General features: G+C 62.0%; 21 protein-coding genes. 11 read left to right on the top strand and 10 right to left on the bottom strand.

Features of this window, described 5'->3' with window-relative positions:
* Positions 1-29: 29 nt before the first annotated feature.
* Positions 30-455, top strand: a complete 426-nt coding sequence (locus tag Q8O96_RS16850; RefSeq protein ID WP_102862235.1) for a secondary thiamine-phosphate synthase enzyme YjbQ — start codon at positions 30-32, stop codon at positions 453-455.
* A 102-nt stretch (positions 456-557) separates the two neighbouring features.
* On the top strand, positions 558-881 hold the full coding sequence (gene sutA / locus Q8O96_RS16845) for a transcriptional regulator SutA (protein ID WP_007926654.1): 324 nt from the start codon (positions 558-560) through the stop codon (positions 879-881).
* Between the two features lie 124 nt (positions 882-1,005).
* Here the strand turns inward: sutA and Q8O96_RS16840 are convergent, their stop codons facing one another.
* The 6 genes from Q8O96_RS16840 to Q8O96_RS16815 are packed head-to-tail and all read right to left on the bottom strand — an operon-like array spanning position 1,006 to position 5,598.
* Positions 1,006-1,710 carry an HAD family hydrolase gene (locus Q8O96_RS16840; protein WP_305949122.1) on the bottom strand — a complete coding sequence of 235 codons (705 nt, stop codon included), beginning with the start codon at positions 1,708-1,710 and terminating at the stop codon, positions 1,006-1,008.
* The gene (gene xerC, locus Q8O96_RS16835; protein WP_305949121.1) at positions 1,710-2,606 is read right to left on the bottom strand and encodes a tyrosine recombinase XerC; all 897 of its coding nucleotides are present in this window, start codon (positions 2,604-2,606) and stop codon (positions 1,710-1,712) included. The genes Q8O96_RS16840 and xerC overlap by 1 nt, the downstream gene beginning before the upstream one ends.
* Before the next feature lie 2 nt (positions 2,607-2,608).
* Positions 2,609-3,334, bottom strand: a complete 726-nt coding sequence (locus tag Q8O96_RS16830; RefSeq protein WP_102862232.1) for a DUF484 family protein — start codon at positions 3,332-3,334, stop codon at positions 2,609-2,611.
* Between the two features lie 13 nt (positions 3,335-3,347).
* Positions 3,348-4,178 (bottom strand): diaminopimelate epimerase, encoded by an 831-nt coding sequence (gene dapF / locus Q8O96_RS16825; RefSeq protein WP_102862231.1) that lies wholly within the window; start codon positions 4,176-4,178, stop codon positions 3,348-3,350.
* A 4-nt stretch (positions 4,179-4,182) separates the two neighbouring features.
* Entirely contained in the window at positions 4,183-5,430 is a 1,248-nt protein-coding gene (gene lysA, locus Q8O96_RS16820; RefSeq protein ID WP_102862230.1) for a diaminopimelate decarboxylase, read from the bottom strand.
* A gap of 9 nt (positions 5,431-5,439) precedes the next feature.
* Positions 5,440-5,598: a lipoprotein gene (locus Q8O96_RS16815; protein WP_082729310.1), complete on the bottom strand. Its 159-nt coding sequence runs from the start codon at positions 5,596-5,598 to the stop codon at positions 5,440-5,442.
* A 239-nt stretch (positions 5,599-5,837) separates the two neighbouring features.
* Between Q8O96_RS16815 and cyaY the strand changes: the two genes are divergently transcribed.
* From cyaY to rnk, 3 genes are all read left to right on the top strand, one after another.
* A complete protein-coding gene (gene cyaY, locus Q8O96_RS16810) occupies positions 5,838-6,170 on the top strand; it encodes an iron donor protein CyaY (protein WP_102862229.1) in 333 nt (110 codons plus the stop codon).
* Positions 6,171-6,174: 4 nt separating this feature from the next.
* Complete coding sequence (locus Q8O96_RS16805) at positions 6,175-6,408, top strand: DUF1289 domain-containing protein (RefSeq protein WP_102862228.1); 234 nt, start codon at positions 6,175-6,177, stop codon at positions 6,406-6,408.
* Positions 6,409-6,550: 142 nt separating this feature from the next.
* Positions 6,551-6,964 (top strand): nucleoside diphosphate kinase regulator, encoded by a 414-nt coding sequence (gene rnk, locus Q8O96_RS16800; protein WP_011064182.1) that lies wholly within the window; start codon positions 6,551-6,553, stop codon positions 6,962-6,964.
* A gap of 7 nt (positions 6,965-6,971) precedes the next feature.
* Here the strand turns inward: rnk and Q8O96_RS16795 are convergent, their stop codons facing one another.
* From Q8O96_RS16795 to Q8O96_RS16785, 3 genes are all read right to left on the bottom strand, one after another.
* Complete coding sequence (locus Q8O96_RS16795) at positions 6,972-9,818, bottom strand: class I adenylate cyclase (RefSeq protein ID WP_305949120.1); 2,847 nt, start codon at positions 9,816-9,818, stop codon at positions 6,972-6,974.
* A gap of 167 nt (positions 9,819-9,985) precedes the next feature.
* Positions 9,986-10,231, bottom strand: coding sequence for a TIGR02647 family protein (locus tag Q8O96_RS16790; RefSeq protein WP_025130885.1), 246 nt, complete (start codon positions 10,229-10,231; stop codon positions 9,986-9,988).
* A 193-nt stretch (positions 10,232-10,424) separates the two neighbouring features.
* The gene (locus Q8O96_RS16785) at positions 10,425-10,709 is read right to left on the bottom strand and encodes a hypothetical protein (RefSeq protein WP_305949119.1); all 285 of its coding nucleotides are present in this window, start codon (positions 10,707-10,709) and stop codon (positions 10,425-10,427) included.
* 125 nt (positions 10,710-10,834) lie between these two features.
* Here Q8O96_RS16785 and Q8O96_RS16780 point away from each other — a divergent pair, with 125 nt between their 5' ends.
* On the top strand, positions 10,835-11,482 hold the full coding sequence (locus Q8O96_RS16780; RefSeq protein WP_102862225.1) for a glutathione S-transferase: 648 nt from the start codon (positions 10,835-10,837) through the stop codon (positions 11,480-11,482).
* Between the two features lie 60 nt (positions 11,483-11,542).
* Here the strand turns inward: Q8O96_RS16780 and argH are convergent, their stop codons facing one another.
* Positions 11,543-12,937 (bottom strand): argininosuccinate lyase, encoded by a 1,395-nt coding sequence (argH, locus tag Q8O96_RS16775; RefSeq protein WP_305949118.1) that lies wholly within the window; start codon positions 12,935-12,937, stop codon positions 11,543-11,545.
* 622 nt (positions 12,938-13,559) lie between these two features.
* Between argH and Q8O96_RS16770 the strand changes: the two genes are divergently transcribed.
* From Q8O96_RS16770 to Q8O96_RS16750, 5 genes are all read left to right on the top strand, one after another.
* Positions 13,560-14,306 (top strand): LytTR family DNA-binding domain-containing protein, encoded by a 747-nt coding sequence (locus tag Q8O96_RS16770; protein ID WP_102862223.1) that lies wholly within the window; start codon positions 13,560-13,562, stop codon positions 14,304-14,306.
* A gap of 126 nt (positions 14,307-14,432) precedes the next feature.
* Complete coding sequence (gene hemC / locus Q8O96_RS16765; protein WP_102881262.1) at positions 14,433-15,374, top strand: hydroxymethylbilane synthase; 942 nt, start codon at positions 14,433-14,435, stop codon at positions 15,372-15,374.
* Complete coding sequence (locus Q8O96_RS16760; protein WP_102862221.1) at positions 15,371-16,138, top strand: uroporphyrinogen-III synthase; 768 nt, start codon at positions 15,371-15,373, stop codon at positions 16,136-16,138. Before hemC ends, Q8O96_RS16760 begins: the two co-directional genes overlap by 4 nt.
* A gap of 17 nt (positions 16,139-16,155) precedes the next feature.
* Positions 16,156-17,295 carry a uroporphyrinogen-III C-methyltransferase gene (locus Q8O96_RS16755; RefSeq protein WP_170002945.1) on the top strand — a complete coding sequence of 380 codons (1,140 nt, stop codon included), beginning with the start codon at positions 16,156-16,158 and terminating at the stop codon, positions 17,293-17,295.
* On the top strand, positions 17,292-18,530 hold the full coding sequence (locus Q8O96_RS16750) for a heme biosynthesis protein HemY (protein ID WP_102862219.1): 1,239 nt from the start codon (positions 17,292-17,294) through the stop codon (positions 18,528-18,530). The genes Q8O96_RS16755 and Q8O96_RS16750 overlap by 4 nt, the downstream gene beginning before the upstream one ends.
* Positions 18,531-18,674: the final 144 nt, after the last annotated feature.

Raw genomic sequence — 18,674 nt, 5'->3', positions numbered from 1 at the left:
AGAATGCGCGCCGAAGCGTGGAGATCGGTATGTGGCAACAGACCCTGATTACCCTGCGGGCCAGGCCCCGGGGCTTTCATCTGGTGACGGACGAGTTGCTCGCCGGCCTGCCTGAGTTGAGGGCATGTCGGGTTGGTCTGCTGCATTTATGGCTGCAACATACCTCGGCCTCGTTGACCATCAACGAGAACGCCGATCCGGCGGTACGGCGTGACTTCGAGCGTTTCTTCAACACCCTGGTGCCTCAAGGCATGGCCGGGTACGAACATGACGACGAGGGCGCGGACGACCTTCCGGCGCACTTCAAAGCCAGTTTGCTAGGCTGTCAGCTGACTTTGCCGGTAGCGGCGGGGCGCTTGGCGCTAGGCACCTGGCAAGGTGTTTATCTGGGCGAGCATCGCGATCATGGCGGTGCTCGCAAAGTCCTTGCCACCCTGCAGGGTGATAGGGCATAAGCCGCTGAGTATCAGTGGACGTTGATTTTTTTCCGGCAGCCTTCGACAGTCGGCGCAGCTGGGCTATAACTAATCTGCTTTTCGCAAGTCATGAGGTAGAACATGAGCGACGATGATCTGGAAAACGACGACCTCGAAGTAGGTGACGAAGACGAAACCGAAGAAGGTCTTGAAGCGGCCGCCGACGATGTGGCGGAAGACGACGGCAGTGATGTTCCTGCTCCGACCGCCAAAGGCAAGGCCAAGGCCGCGGTCTCGGTAGACGAGCTGCCGAGTGTCGAAGCCAAGAACAAGGAGCGTGATGCACTGGCGCGTGCCATGGAAGAGTTCCTGGCCCGTGGCGGCAAAGTGCAGGAAGTCGAGGCCAATGTGGTCGCCGATCCGCCCAAGAAGCCTGATAACAAGTACGGCAGCCGGCCGATCTGAGCCTTGTTACTTGCTTGCTGAAAAAGCCCGCCGTCGCTGCGGGCTTTTTCATGGGCGCGTGCCGGGTAAATGGCGCCGCGTGGCGGCGATCGCGAGCAAGCTCGCTCCTACAGAACGAGCCGCATCAGGTGCCGCTGTGCCAGCGACCCAGCAGTGCTGGCAGTTCTTTGAGGCTGCGAATCTCGGCATCAGGGGCGCGCTCGGCTTCCCAGGCCTTGCCCGCAGGATTGAACCAGATGGCCCGAAGGCCCGCCTGCTGGGCGCCGGCAATGTCGTCGCCCGGGTGATCGCCGATGTGCACGGCAGTATCCGCGGTGGCACCACCGCGCTGCAGGGCTTCATGGAACAGCCGTGCATCCGGCTTGGCGACCCCGATGTCTTCGGCGCACAGGGCGAATTTGAAGTAGTCCGCCAGGCCCAGGCGACGTACGTCGGCATTGCCGTTGGTGACGACACCAAGGGCGAAATGATTGGCCAGGGCCTCCAGGGTCGGCTGAACCTCGGGGAAGATGTCCAGCTGATGCCTGGCATGCAGGAACACTTCGAAGCTCTGATCGGCCAGCAGACTGGCTTGGCTGTGCTCATACCCGGCCTCTTGCAGGGCATGGAATAGCACCCGGCGGCGCAGGGCGCTGATCCGGTACTTGAGCGTCGGCTCGTCCTGCAGCACCCGTTCGCGAATGGCCCACAGATGCTCCACCGGCACGCCGCCGAGATTCGGTGCGTGATCGGTCAACCACTGGCGCAGGGTGGCTTCGGCGCTGACAATCACCGGCGCGGTATCCCACAGGGTGTCGTCGAGGTCGAAGGTGATCAGCTTGATGGTCATTACTCACCGCCTTTGTTGCGTTTGGCCCGTGGATGGGCGCTGTCGTAGACCGCTGCCAGGTGCTGGAAGTCCAGGTGGGTATAGATCTGTGTGGTCTTGATGTCCGAATGCCCCAGCAACTCTTGCACGGCTCGCAGGTCCTGGGAGGACTCCAGCAGGTGGCTGGCAAAGGAGTGGCGCAGCATGTGCGGGTGCAGGTTCTGCCCCAGTTCCCGCTCGCCGGCGGCCTTGACCCGCAACTGAATGGCTCGTGGCCCCAGGCGGCGCCCCTTCTGGCTGACGAACAGGGCGCCGTCCGGCGGGTTGCTCAGGGCTCGCAGCGGCAGCCACAGCGTCAGGGCTTCCCGGGCCTTCTTGCCCACCGGCAGCACACGGGTCTTGCTGCCTTTGCCCAGCACCTGCACCAGGCCGTCGGCCAGATCCAGCTGTTCGAGGTTCAGGCTGGTCAGCTCGGAGAGACGCAAGCCGCAGGAGTAGAACAGTTCCAGGATCGCCTGGTCGCGATAGGCCAGGAAGTCGTCTTCTACCGCGCCGTCGAGCAGTTGCAGGGCGCGATCGGTATCCAGGGTCTTGGGCAGGCGACGTTCGCCCTTGGGCGGTGCCAGGCCGTTGGCCGGGTCGTGATCGCACAGCCCTTCGCGGTTCAGGTAGTGATAGAGCCCGCGCACGGCGGACAGAAGGCGTGCCAGGCTGCGTGATGACTGACCTTGCTGGTGCAGGCGGGCAATCATGCTGCGCAAGCCCTGGATATCCAGGTCGGTCCAGCTGCGCACCTGCTGCTTTTCACAGAATCCCAACACCTTGTCGAGATCGCGCCGGTAGGCCAGCAGGGTATGGGCCGACACCTGGCGCTCACTGCGCAGGTGTGCGCAGTAGGCATCCAGTTGCTGCTGCATGGTCAGCGTACCGAGCGCAGCGAGTGAGTGAAGCGCGGCAGCACGCGGCCGGTGACTTCAGCAATGTAATTGAGGAACAGGGTGCCCACCGAGCTCTTGTAGTGCTGCGGGTCACGGCTGGCGATGGCCAGTACACCGTGCATGCCCTGGTGCGCCAGGGCGACTACCGCAGTGGAGCCGATCTGCTTGCGCTGTTCTTCGCCGAAGAGAAAGTCCAGTTCGTGCTCGCGCAGACTGCCACTGACACTCTTGCCTTCTGAAAGCAGGCCGCCGATGGCGCCCTGGGCTTCGGCGGCGCAGACCCAGCGGCCTACCGGCATGGGGCTGTCGCTGAACAGAATCAGGCTGACGAAGGGCACCTGGAAATCCTGGCGCAGGCTGTCTTCGACACTCATCACCACCTCTTCCAGGCTGGTGGCGTCCATCAGGGCCAGGATCAGGCGTCGGGTCTTGTCGAACAGCCGATCGTTGTCCCGGGCCACGTCCATCAATTGCGACAGGCGATGGCGCATCTCGATGTTGCGCTCGCGCAGGATCTTCATCTGCCGCTCCACCAGCGATACGGTGTCGCCGCGCTGGTGCGGAATGCGCAAGGCCGGGAGCAACTCGTCGTGCTCGACGAAGAAGTCCGGATGGGCCTCCAGGTACGCGGCAACGGCGGCTGCGTCCAGGTCGGCAGAAGGCGTTGGGTCGGGCTTTGCGGCGGGAGCCTGCGGCTGATCAGTCATGGATTTCGCTCACTTAAAGACGCACCTGTCCTTCGTATACGCGCACTGCCGGACCGGTCATCATCACCGGTTGGCCAGGGCCTGCCCATTCAATGGACAGGCGCCCGCCCGGCAGGTCGATCAATAGGGGCGAATCCATCCACCCCTGGCTGATCGCGGCCACTGCGGCTGCGCAGGCGCCGGTACCGCAGGCCTGGGTTTCCCCGGCGCCACGTTCCCAGACCCGCAATTGCGCGCGTTGACGGTCCAGCACCTGGAGAAAACCGACATTGACCCGCGCCGGGAAGCGCGGGTGATGCTCGATCTTCGGCCCCAGTTCGTGTACCGGCGCGCTGTTGATGTCATCCACCCGCAACACGGCGTGAGGGTTGCCCATGGACACGGCGGCCAGCTCGACCTGCAGGCCATCGACGTCCAGCGTGTAGCTGTCGGCCTGGGCCGGGGCCTGGAACGGAATGTCCGCCGGCACCAGGCGCGGAGCCCCCATGTTGACGCTGATCTGTCCGTCGTTGCGTACATCCAGTTCGATGACGCCGCTCTTGGTCTCGACGCGGATCTGACGCTTGGTGGTCAGGCGCTTGTCCAGTACGAAACGGGCGAAGCAGCGGGCGCCGTTGCCGCACTGTTCCACTTCGGAGCCGTCGGAGTTGAAGATCCGGTAGCGGAAGTCCACGTCCGGGTTGCTCGGGGCCTCGACGATCAGCAGTTGATCGAAGCCGATTCCGGTATGGCGATCACCCCATTGTTTGGCGTGCTTGGGCAGAATATGCGCGTGCTGGCTGACCAGGTCGAGAACCATGAAGTCATTGCCCAGGCCATGCATCTTGGTAAAACGCAGCAGCATGGTCTTACTCCGGCAGCAGGCTTTCGCCAGCGAATAACTCGGCTACCGTCTCGCGGCGACGCACTTCAACAGCCTGGTCACCATCGACCAGTACTTCAGCGGCACGGCCGCGGGTGTTGTAGTTCGAGCTCATGACGAAACCATAGGCACCAGCAGAATGCACCGCCAGCAGATCGCCCTCGGCCAGGGCCAGGTTGCGTTCCTTGGCGAGGAAGTCGCCGGTTTCGCAGATCGGTCCGACGATGTCGTAGGTGCGGGGTTCGGCATCCCGCGGCTGGACGGCACTGACATCCATCCAGGCCTGGTACAGCGCTGGGCGGATCAGGTCGTTCATGGCGCCGTCGACGATGGCGAAATCCTTGTGTTCGGTGTGCTTGAGGTACTCGACACGGGTCAGCAGTACACCGGCGTTGGCCACGATGAAGCGGCCCGGTTCGAACACCAGGGCCAGGTCGCGGCCATCCAGGCGTTCACGCACGGCCTTGATGTAGTCGGCGGCCAGTGGCGGCTCTTCGTCGCGATAACGCACGCCCAGACCGCCACCCAGATCGATGTGGCGCAGGTAGATGCCGCATTCTCCAAGACGGTCCACCAGATCCAGCAGGCGGTCGAGGGCGTCGATGAAAGGGGCCAGGGTGGTGAGTTGCGAGCCGATGTGGCAGTCGACCCCGACGATATCCAGGTTCGGCAGCTGCGCGGCGCGGATGTACACGTCCTCGGCAGTCGCAATGTCGATGCCGAACTTGTTTTCCTTGAGCCCGGTGGAGATATACGGGTGAGTGCCGGCATCGACGTCGGGATTGACTCGCAGCGAGATTGGCGCGCGAACACCCAGTTCGGCGGCCACCAGCTGCAGGCGCTCAAGCTCTTCTGCGGACTCGACGTTGAAGCAATGGACGCCCACTTCCAGGGCTCGGCGCATGTCGTCACGGGTCTTGCCGACACCGGAAAAGACAATCTTGTCGGCTTGGCCGCCAGCCGCCAGGACGCGCTCCAGCTCGCCCCGGGAGACGATGTCGAAGCCTGCGCCCAAGCGCGCCAGGACATTCAGCACACCCAGGTTGGAGTTGGCTTTTACCGCGAAGCAGACCAGGTGCGGCATGCCGGCAAGCGCCTCGGCATAGGCCAGGTACTGGGCCTCGATGTGCGCTCGGGAGTAGACGTAGGTCGGCGTGCCGAAACGCTCGGCAATGGCGGACAGGGCTACGCCTTCCGCGAACAGCTCACCGTCGCGGTAGTTGAAAGCGTCCATGGTGAGCCCTTAGTAGGTGTCGTGCTTGTGCGACTTCGACTGCGATTTCGCCTGTTCTTCTGGGGATTTGCTGTCATCGGGCAGATACAGCGGGCCTTTCTGGCCGCAGGCGGTAACAAGGCAGGCAACCGCGACGAGCGCAGCAAGGGAAGAGATCAGGCGCTTCATGGCGAAATCCTTGAGAATGCGTAAATTGCGCCCGAGTATACCGGCCACCCGGCAGCTTGCCTATGCAGCGTAACTCCCGTCCAGCGGGCCTTTGCCAGGGGCTGCTCAGAGGCTTTGGTCGGCTTCCGACACAATGGGCGTCGCATTTATCCACCTGTTCGGTATCCTTTGCATTCGCCGGGGAGCGTCCGTATCTTGCGGCGCTTGAGCGTGAGTAGACACTTTTTGAGGTTCCTGCAATGAGTTTGACCGAAGCCCGTTTTCACGACCTGGTGGACGCCACCCAGCAGACGCTGGAGGATATTTTCGATGAGAGCGACCTGGACATTGACCTGGAAAGCTCCGCCGGAGTGCTCACCGTCAAGTTCGACAACGGCAGCCAGGTGATCTTCAGTCGCCAGGAACCTTTGCGCCAGCTGTGGCTGGCCGCCCGCTCCGGTGGTTTCCACTTCGACTACGACGAGGAAAGCGAGCGCTGGATGTGCGACAAGAGTGAAGAGCAGCTGGGGGAGATGCTGGAACGCATCGTTCTCGAACAGGCGGATATCAAGCTCGATTTCGAAGGGCTCTGAGGTCGTGACTCAGCCCGCCGCAGCCCGACCGCCCAAGCCGCTCTACAGTAATGTCAGCCCGGCGGTCAGTTCGCCGTGCATCAGTCTGTGCCGTCTCGATGAGGAGAAGGTCTGCCGCGGCTGTTTCCGCCATGTGGAGGATATTCGCGAGTGGCGTTCGGCCGATGACGAGCGGCGGCGAGTGATCTGCGCACAAGCGCTGCAGCGCAAACAGAGCGGTACAGCCGGGGGACTTTAGGTTCGTACTGGTACGGTTTGTTTATTCAGTGTGCTGTGATAGTGTCCGACTTCGCCTCGCTACATCGAGGCCGGTGAGAACCCCGTCTTATTTGGCGGGGTTTTGCTTTTTTGTGCAGAAAAAATAGGAGTCAGCCAGGATCATGAGTACTGCACCATCCATCATCCTTACCCGCCTTGACGTGCAACGTCTGGAGCGCCTGATCGACAGCCTGGACGACTCGCTGCCAGGCGTCATTGCACTGCAAACCGAGTTGGATCGTGCCGAAACGCTGGTGGGTCACGATGAAGTACCGGCCGGTGTCGTAACCATGAACTCGCGTGTGCATTGCCGTGAGGAAAGCAGTGGCAAGGACTATCACCTGACCCTGGTTTATCCACAGGACGCCAACGCCGACGAAGGCAAGATTTCGATCCTTGCACCCGTGGGCAGTGCCTTGCTGGGCTTGCAGGTGGGTCAATACATCGACTGGCCGGCGCCGGGTGGCAAGACCCTGAAGCTGACTCTGCTGGAAGTGGAATACCAGCCGGAAGCCGCGGGCGACTACCACCTCTGATTTGCGGCTAGACCTGCTCGAGCGCGTCGTTCAGTGCGCGCTCCAGGCTGGCCTTGTAGCGCAGATACACAATGCTCGAACTTTGCATATCACCGAGCAGGCCGGACAGGTCCAGGTCGGTGATGTAGCAGCGATAGCGTTCCGGTTCACGGCGCTGTCCGACGATTTCCTGGGCCACCGCGCTGAATAGCTGGTTGCCATATTCCAGTTCGGAAAACTCCCGTTGATTGCAGTACAGCGAGACTTGCACCTGGCCAGGTGCAGCCTTGCCGATGATCGCCTGCACGTCATAAAAGGCCTTGTTCACCGGGGTCGCAGGTGCTGGTCGCGGCTCTACCCGGCGCGCCCGACCGGTGCCTGAGGGCAGTATCTGCAAGTAGAGTGTGTCCAAAGGTTTCTCGCCCTGGCTACTGTCCATCGACTGTAGCGCTTCACGGCGGTAGAGGATCGACTGCAGGAAGCGCTGCAGGGGCACCAGCAGGCTTTGTTCGTCGTGGTACGCCAGGGTCTGCTGCCACAGGGCGTTGTGCTCATCGAGGATATGGAGTTCGGCGTGCTGCTCGATGATCCGATAGAACACCTGAATGCAGTCTGGCTGGCCCATGGGCAGGATCAGCGCCAGGTCGTGATCTTCCAGGGCCATGGGATCGAGGTGCAGGGGGCTATAGCGGGCTTGCTCCTGGCCCAGGTATTCAAGCAGTGCGGCGGGTGTCGCCATGGCCCGATGCCGAACCTGGCCGGGTACCAGTTCGAGGACGTGAAAGTGCTGCTGGACCTGGATCAGGTAGCGGTAGTTGAGCTGACTGAGCAGGAGGTGGTGCGCGGTTTCGAACAGCTCCTCCACCCGCCGAGCGATGAACTGTGCGCGGTTGTGGCAGAAGCAGCGGACCCGCAACCGTGGTTGTGAGTCGGACGGCAGGTTATTGAGGTAGTCCCGCAGGCATTCGAGCAAGGCATGTTCAGCGTCATAGCGCCCGACCATGACCTCGTTCCAGCTATTGAGGGTGACCTGATCCAGGGTCAGCACCAGGTTTTCCCGCACCCCGGCGTAGCTCAGGGAGTCGGTGCGCTCGGTGGTCATGAGAATGTTCAGGTCGCGGTGATGCTTGAGCGGGTCGACTCCGACGTTCACCAGGATCAGCACTTCGCCGGGTACGCTGGCATGCAGCAGCTGTTCTTCGTCGACGGTGGTCAGTGGCAGGGCCACCGTCTGTTGCAGGCTGCCAAGCAAGTTGAACAGCTCGAACTCGCTCAGGTCGCTGCTGCCAGGGTGCAGGGCCAGGCGCGTGCTGCTATCGATCACCCCATTGCGATGGCACCAGGTCAGCAGCTCAAGCAATTCACGGCTGCGCTTGATAGGCGCGAAGTGCTCCCACTCCAGGGCGGTCAGATTGCCGTTGTACAGGCCCCAATGAGTCTGCCCTGGTTCTTTCTTGTTCGGCGATTGCACCAGGGTCAGGGTGTCTTCCGCGAGGTCCGGGGCGATGCCGGGATTGATGAACTCGATTTTCCCCGCCTTGCGTTCGAATGCCGCGTACAGGCGTCGGCCCAGCACGTTCAAGTCGCGTTTATTGATCAGGCTGGCGGCCTGTTCGGTGCGGGCGAACTGGGTCAGGAAGCGGTAGCTGTAGTTGAGCTCGTTGACCAGCGCCCGGCGCTCGCTGCTGACTTGGCGCACTTTCCATTGGCTGCGACTGTCCAGCAGGGCCAACTGGCGCTGATCCCAGCCCCATTCGCTGGCCAGGCGCTCAAGCAGTGCCCGCTGCCAGCTCGGGCTGCGAGCGCCATTGCCGCTGGAAAGCTTGCGGTTGACCTTGAGGTACAGGCTGCGCCGTACCAGTTCCAGACGCTCGGGCTCGCCACGGGCCTTGAGGTATTCCTCGATGCGTCGGTAAACCACGATATAGGGGTCGAGCTCGTCCAGGTCCAGGCGGTTGGCGAACACCGCCTGCTTGAAGCGCAGGCTCAGGCACTGGACCCTGGGATGCTCACTGGCGTAGACCTCGATCAGCAGCAGCTTGAGTACTGATTTGTAGGGGGACTCGATGCCCTTGAACAGCTGCCAGAGTCCGGCTCCGATGAACTCGCCGGGCGGAATGCGTGCCATGTGGCCCAGGTCCAGATTCTCTTCGGCGGGTACGAAGCGCTTGGAGAGCAGGGTGTGGATGTAGCGCTCGTAGCGGGACTCCTCGTACACCGGCACCAGCCACCACAACGGCGTGCGTCCGGCCAACCAGATGGCGGTGCGGTAGAACTCGTCGAGCAGCAGGTAGTGCTGGGTGGTGCCGCAATCATCCGAACTCAGCTGTGTATCCCGCTCACCGCGGACAAAGCGGTTGGGGTCGATCAGGAAAAAATGCGCCTCGGCGCCCTGGCCCGCGGCCCAGGCTTCCAGCAACTGGCATTTCTTCTGCAGTTCGGCCAGCTCGGTTTCGCTCAGGTCCGGCGCATGGCACACCCAGACATCCATGTCGCTCTGGTCCGCCTGGGCCAGGGTGCCCAGGCTGCCCATGAGAAACAGGCCGTGGATAGGTCGAGGTGGATTGCCATGACGAGGCTTGTAGGAAAAGGAACGGGTCAGGCGCTGGGCTTCAGCCAGGGCTTGCGGGTCGGGCTCGTAGTTGGACAGTCCCGCCGGGGTAGCGCCGGAAACGTAGCCGGGCAGCAGGGGGTGATTGACGTGAAAGAACAGTGGCAGCAGGTTGAGGACCAGCTGCTGGCGTGCCGACAACCCTTCCATTGCCCGAGCCATGCGTCCGGCATTGAGGGTGAGAAAACGCGCGCGCAGTTGACTGAGAACCTTGCGATCGATTCCTTCATCCAGATCGGGACGGATTTCATGGGTATGGGGCATTTCAAGCTGAGCTCGAACGTGGCGGTTTGAGGACGGCAGCAGTTTATCGTCAGACAAGACCGAGCCTTAAGCTGATTTTGTTTTTTGACGCCAGATTTCTAGCGTATTGGCGGGAGGGTGCCTACGGAATCCGACAGACGGGAACCCCGCAGGCCGAGGAACGGTGTTCAGGCGGTTTCTTTGACGCTCAGGATGGTCAGCAGGCCTTGGGCATGTTCAGCAGCATCCCGGCCAAGGCTGGTCAGGTAGCCCCCATCGGGCTGGGTAATCAGTTCTTTGTCAAACAGGCGTTGGGCGGCGGCGATGGCAGAAGGGGCGGCGGTCTGATGGATTTTCAGGCCTTCCTGGGAGTTGTCCAGGTTGAAGAGTGCAAGGATTTCCAGTTCGGCAACCAACTCAGGGGTATACGACATAAGGACTCCAGACTTTCTAGGAATGAGAGGTCAGCGTTCTTAAGGTGACCGCAGAACGGCGGCGTGTCCAGCATTCGCTGAGGACTTTTGTACCTGGGGGCAGCGGTCTTTGGCCGCAGGGTGCCTGCAGTGTAGTCAGGTCGGGAGTGGCGTGCCGGAGCGTTGCTGCGGGCAGCGCTCCGGTGGTAGCGGCTTACTGCTTCTCTGGAGGCAGTTCCGGCAGGGCGCGCAGCGCGGCTTCGTACCATTGGGTATCGAAGGCGCGGTCTTCCTCGAGGATCGCATCGATCTCGACAGCCAGGACGTGGGCCATCAGGCTGAGGATTTCTTCCCGCTCGTAACCCACCAGAGTCAGCTTATTGAAGGTGGCCTTGGCTGCTGGCGGATTGTCGCTTTCGATCTGGTTCTCGATCGCTTCGATCAGGGTGTTTTCGGCGAACTCTTCTTCGTCGTTGTCGATATCGGTTGGCTCGCTCATGGCAGGCTCCTCAAGGAAAGGTCGCCAGTTTACTCGTATTCAGAGGCTGGATGCTGCTGGTCAGAAGTGGATTAACCTTCTATAAAAAGTCCTGCCGACCCCCTGCACGGCCTGGAGGCTATGGGATGTTCAAGCTTTATGGGTTCGCCATCAGCAACTACTACAACATGGTCAAACTGGCCCTGCTGGAAAAGGGCCTGCCCTTCGAGGAGGTGTTGTTCTACGCCGGCCAGAGCCCCGAGGCGCTGGCCATCAGTCCTCGGGGCAAGGTTCCGGTGCTGGAAGTGGAGCAGGGCTTTATAAGTGAAACCAGCGTGATTCTCGATTACCTGGAGCAGGTCCATCCCGAGCCGGCGTTGCTACCGGGAGATGCCTTCGAGAGGGCACAGGTGCTGGCACTGGCCAAGGAGATCGAACTCTATATCGAGCTGCCGGCCCGAGCCTGTTTCCCCGAAGTGTTCTTCGGTGCAACGCTGCCCGAGGCCATCAAGGAAAAGGCTGGAGTTGAATTGCTGCAGGGGTTTGCCGCATTGCGCCGGCATGCTCGGTTCGCGCCTTATGTGGCGGGTACCAGCCTGAGCGTGGCGGACCTGTATTTCCAGTACAGCGTGAACCTGGCCCTGGTCGTTGGGGACAAGCTGTTTGGGATCGATTTTCTGGCCGATATGCCAGAGGCCAGGGCCCTGTTGGAGCGCCTGGAACAGACGCCCAACGCCAGGCGGATTGCCGCTGACAAGGCTGCGCTCATTACCGCCAGGCGATCGGGGCGCTAGCGTCGGGTAGCCCGCTTGTAGGGACCGGCAGAAGAGTTGCCGGCCCCTAAGGGCAGGGGCTTAGCGGCTGGCCAGCAACGCCTGGCCGCGAGCCACGGCAGCCCGGACCTGGGCTGGAGCGGTGCCGCCGATGTGATTACGAGCATTCACCGAACCTTCCAGGGTCAGCACGGCAAACACGTCCTGCTCGATCTGGTCGCTGAATTTGCGCAGTTCTTCCAGGCTCATTTCTGCCAGGTCCTTGCCAGTCTCCACACCGTACTTCACGGCGTGGCCGACGATTTCGTGGCAGTCACGGAACGGCAGGCCACGGCGCACCAGGTAGTCCGCCAGGTCGGTAGCGGTGGAGAAGCCACGCAGGGCCGCTTCACGCATGATGGCGTGCTTGGGCTTGATGGCCGGGATCATGTCGGCGAAGGCCCGCAGTGAGTCGCGCAGAGTGTCGGCAGCGTCGAACAGCGGTTCCTTGTCTTCCTGATTGTCCTTGTTGTACGCCAGGGGCTGGCCCTTCATCAGGGTCAGCAGGCCCATCAGTGCGCCAAACACTCGGCCGCTCTTGCCCCGCACCAGCTCTGGTACGTCGGGGTTTTTCTTTTGCGGCATGATCGAGCTGCCGGTGCAGAAGCGGTCCGGCAGATCGATGAACTGGAACTGCGCGCTGGTCCACAGCACCAGCTCTTCGGAGAAGCGCGACAGGTGCATCATTGCCACGCTGGCGGCGGCGCAGAATTCGATGGCGAAGTCACGGTCGGAGACGCTGTCCAGGGAGTTGCCACCCATGGCTTCGAAGCCCAGCAGCTGGCAGGTCAGCTCGCGGTCGATGGGGTAGGTGGTGCCGGCCAGCGCAGCGCTGCCCAGAGGCATGCGGTTGGTGCGCTTGCGGCAGTCCACCAGGCGCTCGTAGTCGCGGCTGAGCATTTCGAACCAGGCCAGCATGTGGTGCCCGAAGGTCACAGGCTGGGCGGTCTGCAGGTGAGTGAAGCCCGGCATGATGCTTTCGGCTTCGCGCTCGGCCAGCTCCAGCAGGCCTTTTTGCAGGCGGGTGATCTCGGCCAGGATCAGGTCGATTTCGTCCCGCAGCCACAGGCGGATGTCGGTGGCCACCTGATCATTGCGGCTGCGTCCGGTGTGCAGCTTCTTGCCGGTGATGCCGATGCGGTCGGTCAGGCGCGCTTCGATGTTCATGTGCACGTCTTCAAGGTCCACGCGCCAGTCGAAGCTGCCGGCCTCGATCTCGCCCTGGATGGTCTTCAGGCCGTCGATGATGCTGTCACGCTCGGCGTCAGTGAGCACGCCAACCTTGGCCAGCATGGTGGCATGAGCGATGGAGCCCATGATGTCGTGGCGATACAGGCGCTGGTCGAAAGTGACAGAGGCGGTGAAGCGGGCGACGAAGGCGTCGACGGGTTCACTGAAGCGGCCGCCCCAGGACTGATTGGTCTTGTCAGTGCTCATGAATTCGCTCGTGATCTGCTGAAGGAAGATGGCGTAAAAAACAGGCGCCGATAATAACAGGGTTGCCTGGGCTGTCGCTGGCACTGGTCGGCAGCTTTTTTCTCCGGGCCTGTCTGCGTGGCTTGTCGCCGGTCCCTAGGGCGCAGAGACTGAGGTCGGCACAATCCGGAGTGGATCAGGACAGGGGGGCTTGAGTGCGCAAGGTGATATCGATCAAACGATATTTATCGATTGAGCAATATCGTCTTGGCAACCGTCTACAGTTGGACAGGAGGACCGGCACAATTGCGTAACACCCCTCGCGTGTTCGCAGTGAGTCTGTCCATCGAGTTCACTCCGCGCAGGTCCATGCAACCCGCCCACGAAACGAGGCAGGTGCGGCCAGGGTGGACACCGACCACAGTAACGAGGGGGGCTTTGTGTTGAATACCAGCATTCCCTGCAACGCCGTCGCGCATCCACCGACCTTGGGCGGTATCGGGCAGGTCCGGGTAAATATTGGTGCCCGACTTGCGGCACTTTTTGGCCTTCGCACTAGTCTTATCGTGGATCGCCGTGACGGACGTCACTCCACCTGTCTACGCTATCCTTGTGCGAGACTCACGCAGGAATCCAGCGCAATATGAATGTCCTGATCGTTGATGACGAACCCCTAGCCCGCGAGCGCCTGAGCCGGATGGTCAGTGAGCTTGAGGGATACAGTGTCCTGGAGCCCAGCGCCACCAATGGCGAAGAGGCACTGAGCCTGATCGACAGCCTGAAGCCGGATATCGTCTTGCTCGATGTCCGCATGCCGGGTCTGGACGGTCTGCAGGTCGCCGGAAAATTGTGCGAACGCGAGACGCCTCCGGCGCTGGTGTTTTGCGCGGCCCCGGACGAATTCGCCTTAGAGGCCTTCGATGCCAGCGGGGTCGGGCACCTGGTCAAGCCCGTGCGCCCAGAACTGCTGCTGGAGGCGCTGAAAAAGGCCGAGAAGCCCAATCGCGTGCAGTTGGCGGCCCTGACCCGGCCGGCGGCGGAAAGCGGCAATGGCCCGCGTAGTCACATCAGCGCCCGCACCCGTAAGGGTATCGAGCTGATTCCTCTGGCTCAGGTGGTGTATTTCATTGCTGACCACAAGTATGTGACCTTGCGCCACGAAAGCGGCGAGGTGCTTCTGGATGAGCCATTGAAGGCATTGGAAGACGAATTTGGTGAGCGCTTTGTGCGTATTCATCGCAATGCGCTGGTGGCGCGAGAGCGGATCGAACGACTGCAGCGTACGCCCCTGGGACATTTCCAGCTGTACCTCAAGGGGCTCAATGGTGATGCCCTGATCGTTAGCCGACGTCATGTGGCGGGTGTACGCAAGATGATGCAGCAGCTCTAGAACGCGACTCAAGGCCCACAAAAAGGCAAGCCTGGCGTCGGGAGGGCGCTGCGTTTCTGATACAAGTCAAAGCTGCTTTGGCTGAGCTGTTATTATCTGCCGTATCTATTCAGTACGGATTGATCCATGTCCTCTCGCGAAATCCGCATCGCTACCCGCAAAAGTGCACTGGCCTTGTGGCAGGCCGAATACGTCAAAGCCCGTCTGCAAGAGGCCCATCCGGGCCTCGTCGTGACCCTGGTGCCCATGGTCAGTCGCGGTGACAAACTGCTGGACTCGCCCCTGTCGAAAATCGGCGGCAAGGGCCTGTTCGTCAAAGAGCTGGAAACCGCACTGCTGGAAAACCAGGCCGACATCGCTGTGCATTCGATGAAAGATGTGCCCATGGACTTTCCCGAAGGCCTGGGGTTGTTCTGCATCTGCGAGCGTGAAGATCCACGTGACGCCTTTGTTTCCAATACCTACGCCAGCCTTGAGCAATTGCCGGAAGGCAGCGTGGTGGGTACCTCCAGCCTGCGCCGCCAGGCCCAACTGCTGACCCGTCGCCCTGACCTGCAGATTCGTTTTCTGCGGGGCAACGTCAATACTCGGCTGGCCAAGTTGGATGCCGGTGAGTACGACGCCATTATCCTGGCCGCCGCCGGCCTGATCCGTCTGGGCTTCGAAGACCGCATCAGTTCGTCCATCAGTGTCGATGAGAGTCTGCCCGCCGGTGGCCAAGGCGCAGTCGGCATCGAGTGCCGTAGTGCCGACACTGAAATTCACGCGTTGCTGGCGCCTCTGCATCATGCCGACACAGCCAGCCGGGTGACTGCCGAGCGAGCGCTGAACAAGCATTTGAACGGTGGCTGCCAGGTTCCGATTGCCTGCTACGCGGTGCTCGAAGGCGATCAGATCTGGCTGCGAGGCCTGGTCGGTGAGCCTAGCGGTGGACTGTTGTTGAGCGCGCAAGCGCGTGGCCCGCGAGCGTCGGCCGCTGAACTGGGGGTGAAGGTGGCAGACGACCTGCTGGCCCAGGGCGCCGATGACATCCTGCGCGCGGTCTACGGCGAGGCGGGCGAAGAGTGATCGGGTGGCGCCTGCTGCTGACCCGGCCGAGCGAGGATAGTGCTGCATTGGCAGCGACCCTGGCCGAGGTCGGTGTCTTCAGCAGCAGCCTGCCGCTACTGGAGATTCAAGCCTTGCCTGTCAGCGATTCGCAGCGGGCGATCCTGCTGGAACTGGATCGTTACTGTGCGCTGATCGTGGTCAGCAAGCCTGCCGCGCACCTTGGCCTTGGCTTGCTGCGAGCCTATTGGCCTCAGCCTCCCGCTCAAAGCTGGTTCAGTGTCGGTGCCGGTACCGGGCAGATCCTTGCGGATGCCGGTCTGCAAGTTTTCTACCCTCAAACAGGTGATGACAGCGAAGCCTTGCTTGAGCTTCCCCAATTGCGCGAGGCTATCCGGCGACCTGAGCCACGGGTGCTGATCGTCCGCGGAGAGGGCGGTCGCGAACTGCTCTCTGAGCGCTTGCGTGACCTAGGTGCTAGTGTCGATTATCTGGAACTCTACCGCCGGTGCCTGCCGCATTACGCCAAGGATGCGCTGCTTGAGCGGATTGAGGGGGAACGCTTGAACGGCCTGGTGGTCAGCAGTGGACAGGGTTTCAGCCACTTGCAGCAGTTGGCCGGCCCAGCCTGGTCGCAGTTGGCGAAGATGCCGTTGTTTGTTCCAAGTCCCCGGGTCGCCGAAATGGCACGTGCCGCTGGGGCGGAAAAAGTTGTGGATTGTCGCGGCGCCAGTGCCGCGGCTTTGCTAACGGCGTTACGGGAGCAACCCGTGCCCGTTCTCTAAACGCAAAGGATGGATACGTGAGCGAAACAGCCTTGCCTAAAGATGAAGTGCGGCCGGTGCCTGAAGCACCTGCCGAGCCCACGACCCCAACCGTTGAGCGTCGTGGCAACGGGTTGGCGATACTGGCCCTGCTGCTGGGGGCGGCGGGTGTCGCCGCAGGCGGCTGGGGGATCTGGCAGGTGCGCAGCCTGCAAGCCAACAACCAGCAGCAACTGAGCCAGCTGCAGGCCCTGGGAGATCAGGCGCAGAGTTTCAAACTCAGTGAACAGCGCCTGAGTGCACGCCTGGAACAACTGCCGGCAGCCGATGAGCTGGAGGACCGGCGGCGGCTGGTGGCCCAGTTGCAAGGTGATCAGCAGCGCTTGAGTCAGCGCTTGGAAACCGTGCTCGGCGCCAGCCGCAAGGACTGGCGCCTGGCCGAGGCCGAGCATCTGCTGCGTCTGGCCAGTCTGCGTCTGTCTGCACTGCAAGACATCAGCAGTGCTCAGGCCCTGGTCCAGGGCGCAGACGATATCCTGCGGGAGCAGAACGACCCGGGCTCTTTCGCTGCACGCGAGCAGTTGGCCAAGAGCCTGGCGGCCTTGCGCAGTACCGAGCAACCAGATCGCACCGGCCTGTTCCTGCAACTGGGAGCCCTGCGTGATCAGGTGCTTGAGCTCAGCGCCGTGGCTCCGGAGTACAAGGACCGCGGCGAGTCACTGCTGGGGCTGACCGCCGACGGTGACGGCGCGAGCCGCTGGGCGCAGTGGTGGGATCAGATCTCCCGCTATTTCCGCATCGATTTCAATGCCGACAAGAACATCCGTCCGTTGCTGGCCGGCCAGGGGCTGACTCAGGTGCGCCTGGCCCTGAGCCTGACGTTGGAGCAGGCACAATGGGCCGCCTTGAATGGTCAGGCGGCGGTCTATACCCAGGCACTGACCGAGGCACGTGATGTACTGACCAGCAACTTCAATCAGGACAATCCGCAAAGCAAGATCATGCTTGAGCGCTTGTCCGAACTGAGCAAGCAGCCCGTGACCGTTGTCACCCCGGATCTGGCCAAGACCCTGAGCACTGTCCAGGCCTATCTCGAGCGGCGCAATCTGAACGCTGAAGATTCAGTCAAGCCTCTGGCCAAACCTGCGGCGAACACCGCCCAGGAGACGAGCCCATGAAGCGCGTCTATGTGATCGTTCTACTGCTCATCGCAGCCATCGGCCTGTTGGGGTTGGCCATTGCCGAGCATCCCGGGTACGTGCTGATCGCCTACAGCAACTTCCGCTACGAATCCAGCCTGTGGGCAACCCTGGCCTTGGTGGCGCTGATCTGGTTGGTGATCTGGGGCATCAAGCTGCTGATCGAATTGGTGATGGTCTCTGGTGGTGTGGTCAATCCCTGGTCGCGGCGCAATCGGAGTCGCCGGGTACAAATCGCCATCGAGCAGGGCCAGATGGACCTTGCCGAAGGTCGTTGGGCCAGCGCGCAAAAACACCTGCACCGTGCTGCAGAGGCCGAACGTCAACCACTGTTGTATTACCTCGGTGCGGCCCGCGCCGCCAACGAGCAAGGCCACTATGAGGAGTGCGACCAGTTGCTGGAGCGGGCACTGACTCGCCAGCCCCAGGCCGAGCTGGCGGTCGCCTTGAGTCATGCCCAGTTGCAGACCGACCGCGGTGATACCGAAGGTGCCCTGAGCACCCTGCAAGCGATGCATGAGCGCCATCCCCATAGCGTTCAGGTCCTGCGCCAGTTGCAGCGCCTGCATCAACAGCGTGGTGACTGGTCGGCGCTGATCCGTTTGCTGCCCGAGTTGCGCAAGGACAAGGCCCTGCCGGCCAGCGAGCTGCAGGAGCTGGAGCGTCGCGCCTGGGGTGAGAACCTGACCTTGGCGGCACGGCGCGAAGAGGATCAGGTGGCAGGCCTGCAGTCTCTCAATCGAGCCTGGCAGCAACTGACTTCGGCCCAACGCCAGGAGCCACAGCTGGTGCTGGCCTACGCCGAACAACTGCGTCAGCTGGGGGCAGGAGCCGAGGCTGAAGAGGCCCTGCGCACAGCCCTCAAGCGCAAATATGAAAGCCACCTGGTACGGCTCTACGGATTGGTGCGCGGCAGCGATCCATCGCGCCAGTTGCAGACTGCCGAGCACTGGTTGAAGGAGCATGCGGACGACCCGAGTTTGCTACTGACCCTGGGCCGTCTGTGTCTGCAGAACAGTCTGTGGGGCAAGGCCCGGGACTACCTGGAAAGCAGCCTGCGACTGCAGCGCAATCCTGAAGCCTGTGCCGAGCTGGCTCGTTTGCTGGCTCAGTTGGGCGATACCGAGCGCAGCAACCAGCTGTTCCAGGAAGGCCTGGGAATGCTCGACGAGCGCCTGCTGGCGTCACCGTTGCCGGTTCCGGTACGGATCTGAAGCGTCTTCAGGGCCGGTTGCCGGTTGCAGGCAACCGGCCTGTTTTTATTTGGGGTTGATGGCTCATTCACGGTTGATTGTCGATCCGCTGCGGCATAGCGCTTCTTGAAAGGAGCGAGCGCTTTCTCTACCGTGGCTGCCTGT

The sequence above is a fragment of the Pseudomonas sp. LPH60 genome (assembly GCF_030718165.1).
GTDB lineage: Bacteria > Pseudomonadota > Gammaproteobacteria > Pseudomonadales > Pseudomonadaceae > Aquipseudomonas > Aquipseudomonas danubii.
Note: the sequence above shows the minus strand (reverse complement) of the source record. Positions and strands in the feature narration are given on the sequence as shown.

Coding starts and splice junctions, on each gene's coding strand:
- Q8O96_RS16850 (WP_102862235.1), top strand. CDS start 30: ATGTGGCAACAGACCCTGATTACCCTGCGGGCCAGGCCCCGGGGCTTT.
- sutA (WP_007926654.1), top strand. CDS start 558: ATGAGCGACGATGATCTGGAAAACGACGACCTCGAAGTAGGTGACGAA.
- Q8O96_RS16840 (WP_305949122.1), bottom strand. CDS start 1,710: ATGACCATCAAGCTGATCACCTTCGACCTCGACGACACCCTGTGGGAT.
- xerC (WP_305949121.1), bottom strand. CDS start 2,606: ATGCAGCAGCAACTGGATGCCTACTGCGCACACCTGCGCAGTGAGCGC.
- Q8O96_RS16830 (WP_102862232.1), bottom strand. CDS start 3,334: ATGACTGATCAGCCGCAGGCTCCCGCCGCAAAGCCCGACCCAACGCCT.
- dapF (WP_102862231.1), bottom strand. CDS start 4,178: ATGCTGCTGCGTTTTACCAAGATGCATGGCCTGGGCAATGACTTCATG.
- lysA (WP_102862230.1), bottom strand. CDS start 5,430: ATGGACGCTTTCAACTACCGCGACGGTGAGCTGTTCGCGGAAGGCGTA.
- Q8O96_RS16815 (WP_082729310.1), bottom strand. CDS start 5,598: ATGAAGCGCCTGATCTCTTCCCTTGCTGCGCTCGTCGCGGTTGCCTGC.
- cyaY (WP_102862229.1), top strand. CDS start 5,838: ATGAGTTTGACCGAAGCCCGTTTTCACGACCTGGTGGACGCCACCCAG.
- rnk (WP_011064182.1), top strand. CDS start 6,551: ATGAGTACTGCACCATCCATCATCCTTACCCGCCTTGACGTGCAACGT.
- Q8O96_RS16795 (WP_305949120.1), bottom strand. CDS start 9,818: ATGCCCCATACCCATGAAATCCGTCCCGATCTGGATGAAGGAATCGAT.
- Q8O96_RS16790 (WP_025130885.1), bottom strand. CDS start 10,231: ATGTCGTATACCCCTGAGTTGGTTGCCGAACTGGAAATCCTTGCACTC.
- Q8O96_RS16785 (WP_305949119.1), bottom strand. CDS start 10,709: ATGAGCGAGCCAACCGATATCGACAACGACGAAGAAGAGTTCGCCGAA.
- Q8O96_RS16780 (WP_102862225.1), top strand. CDS start 10,835: ATGTTCAAGCTTTATGGGTTCGCCATCAGCAACTACTACAACATGGTC.
- argH (WP_305949118.1), bottom strand. CDS start 12,937: ATGAGCACTGACAAGACCAATCAGTCCTGGGGCGGCCGCTTCAGTGAA.
- Q8O96_RS16770 (WP_102862223.1), top strand. CDS start 13,560: ATGAATGTCCTGATCGTTGATGACGAACCCCTAGCCCGCGAGCGCCTG.
- hemC (WP_102881262.1), top strand. CDS start 14,433: ATGTCCTCTCGCGAAATCCGCATCGCTACCCGCAAAAGTGCACTGGCC.
- Q8O96_RS16750 (WP_102862219.1), top strand. CDS start 17,292: ATGAAGCGCGTCTATGTGATCGTTCTACTGCTCATCGCAGCCATCGGC.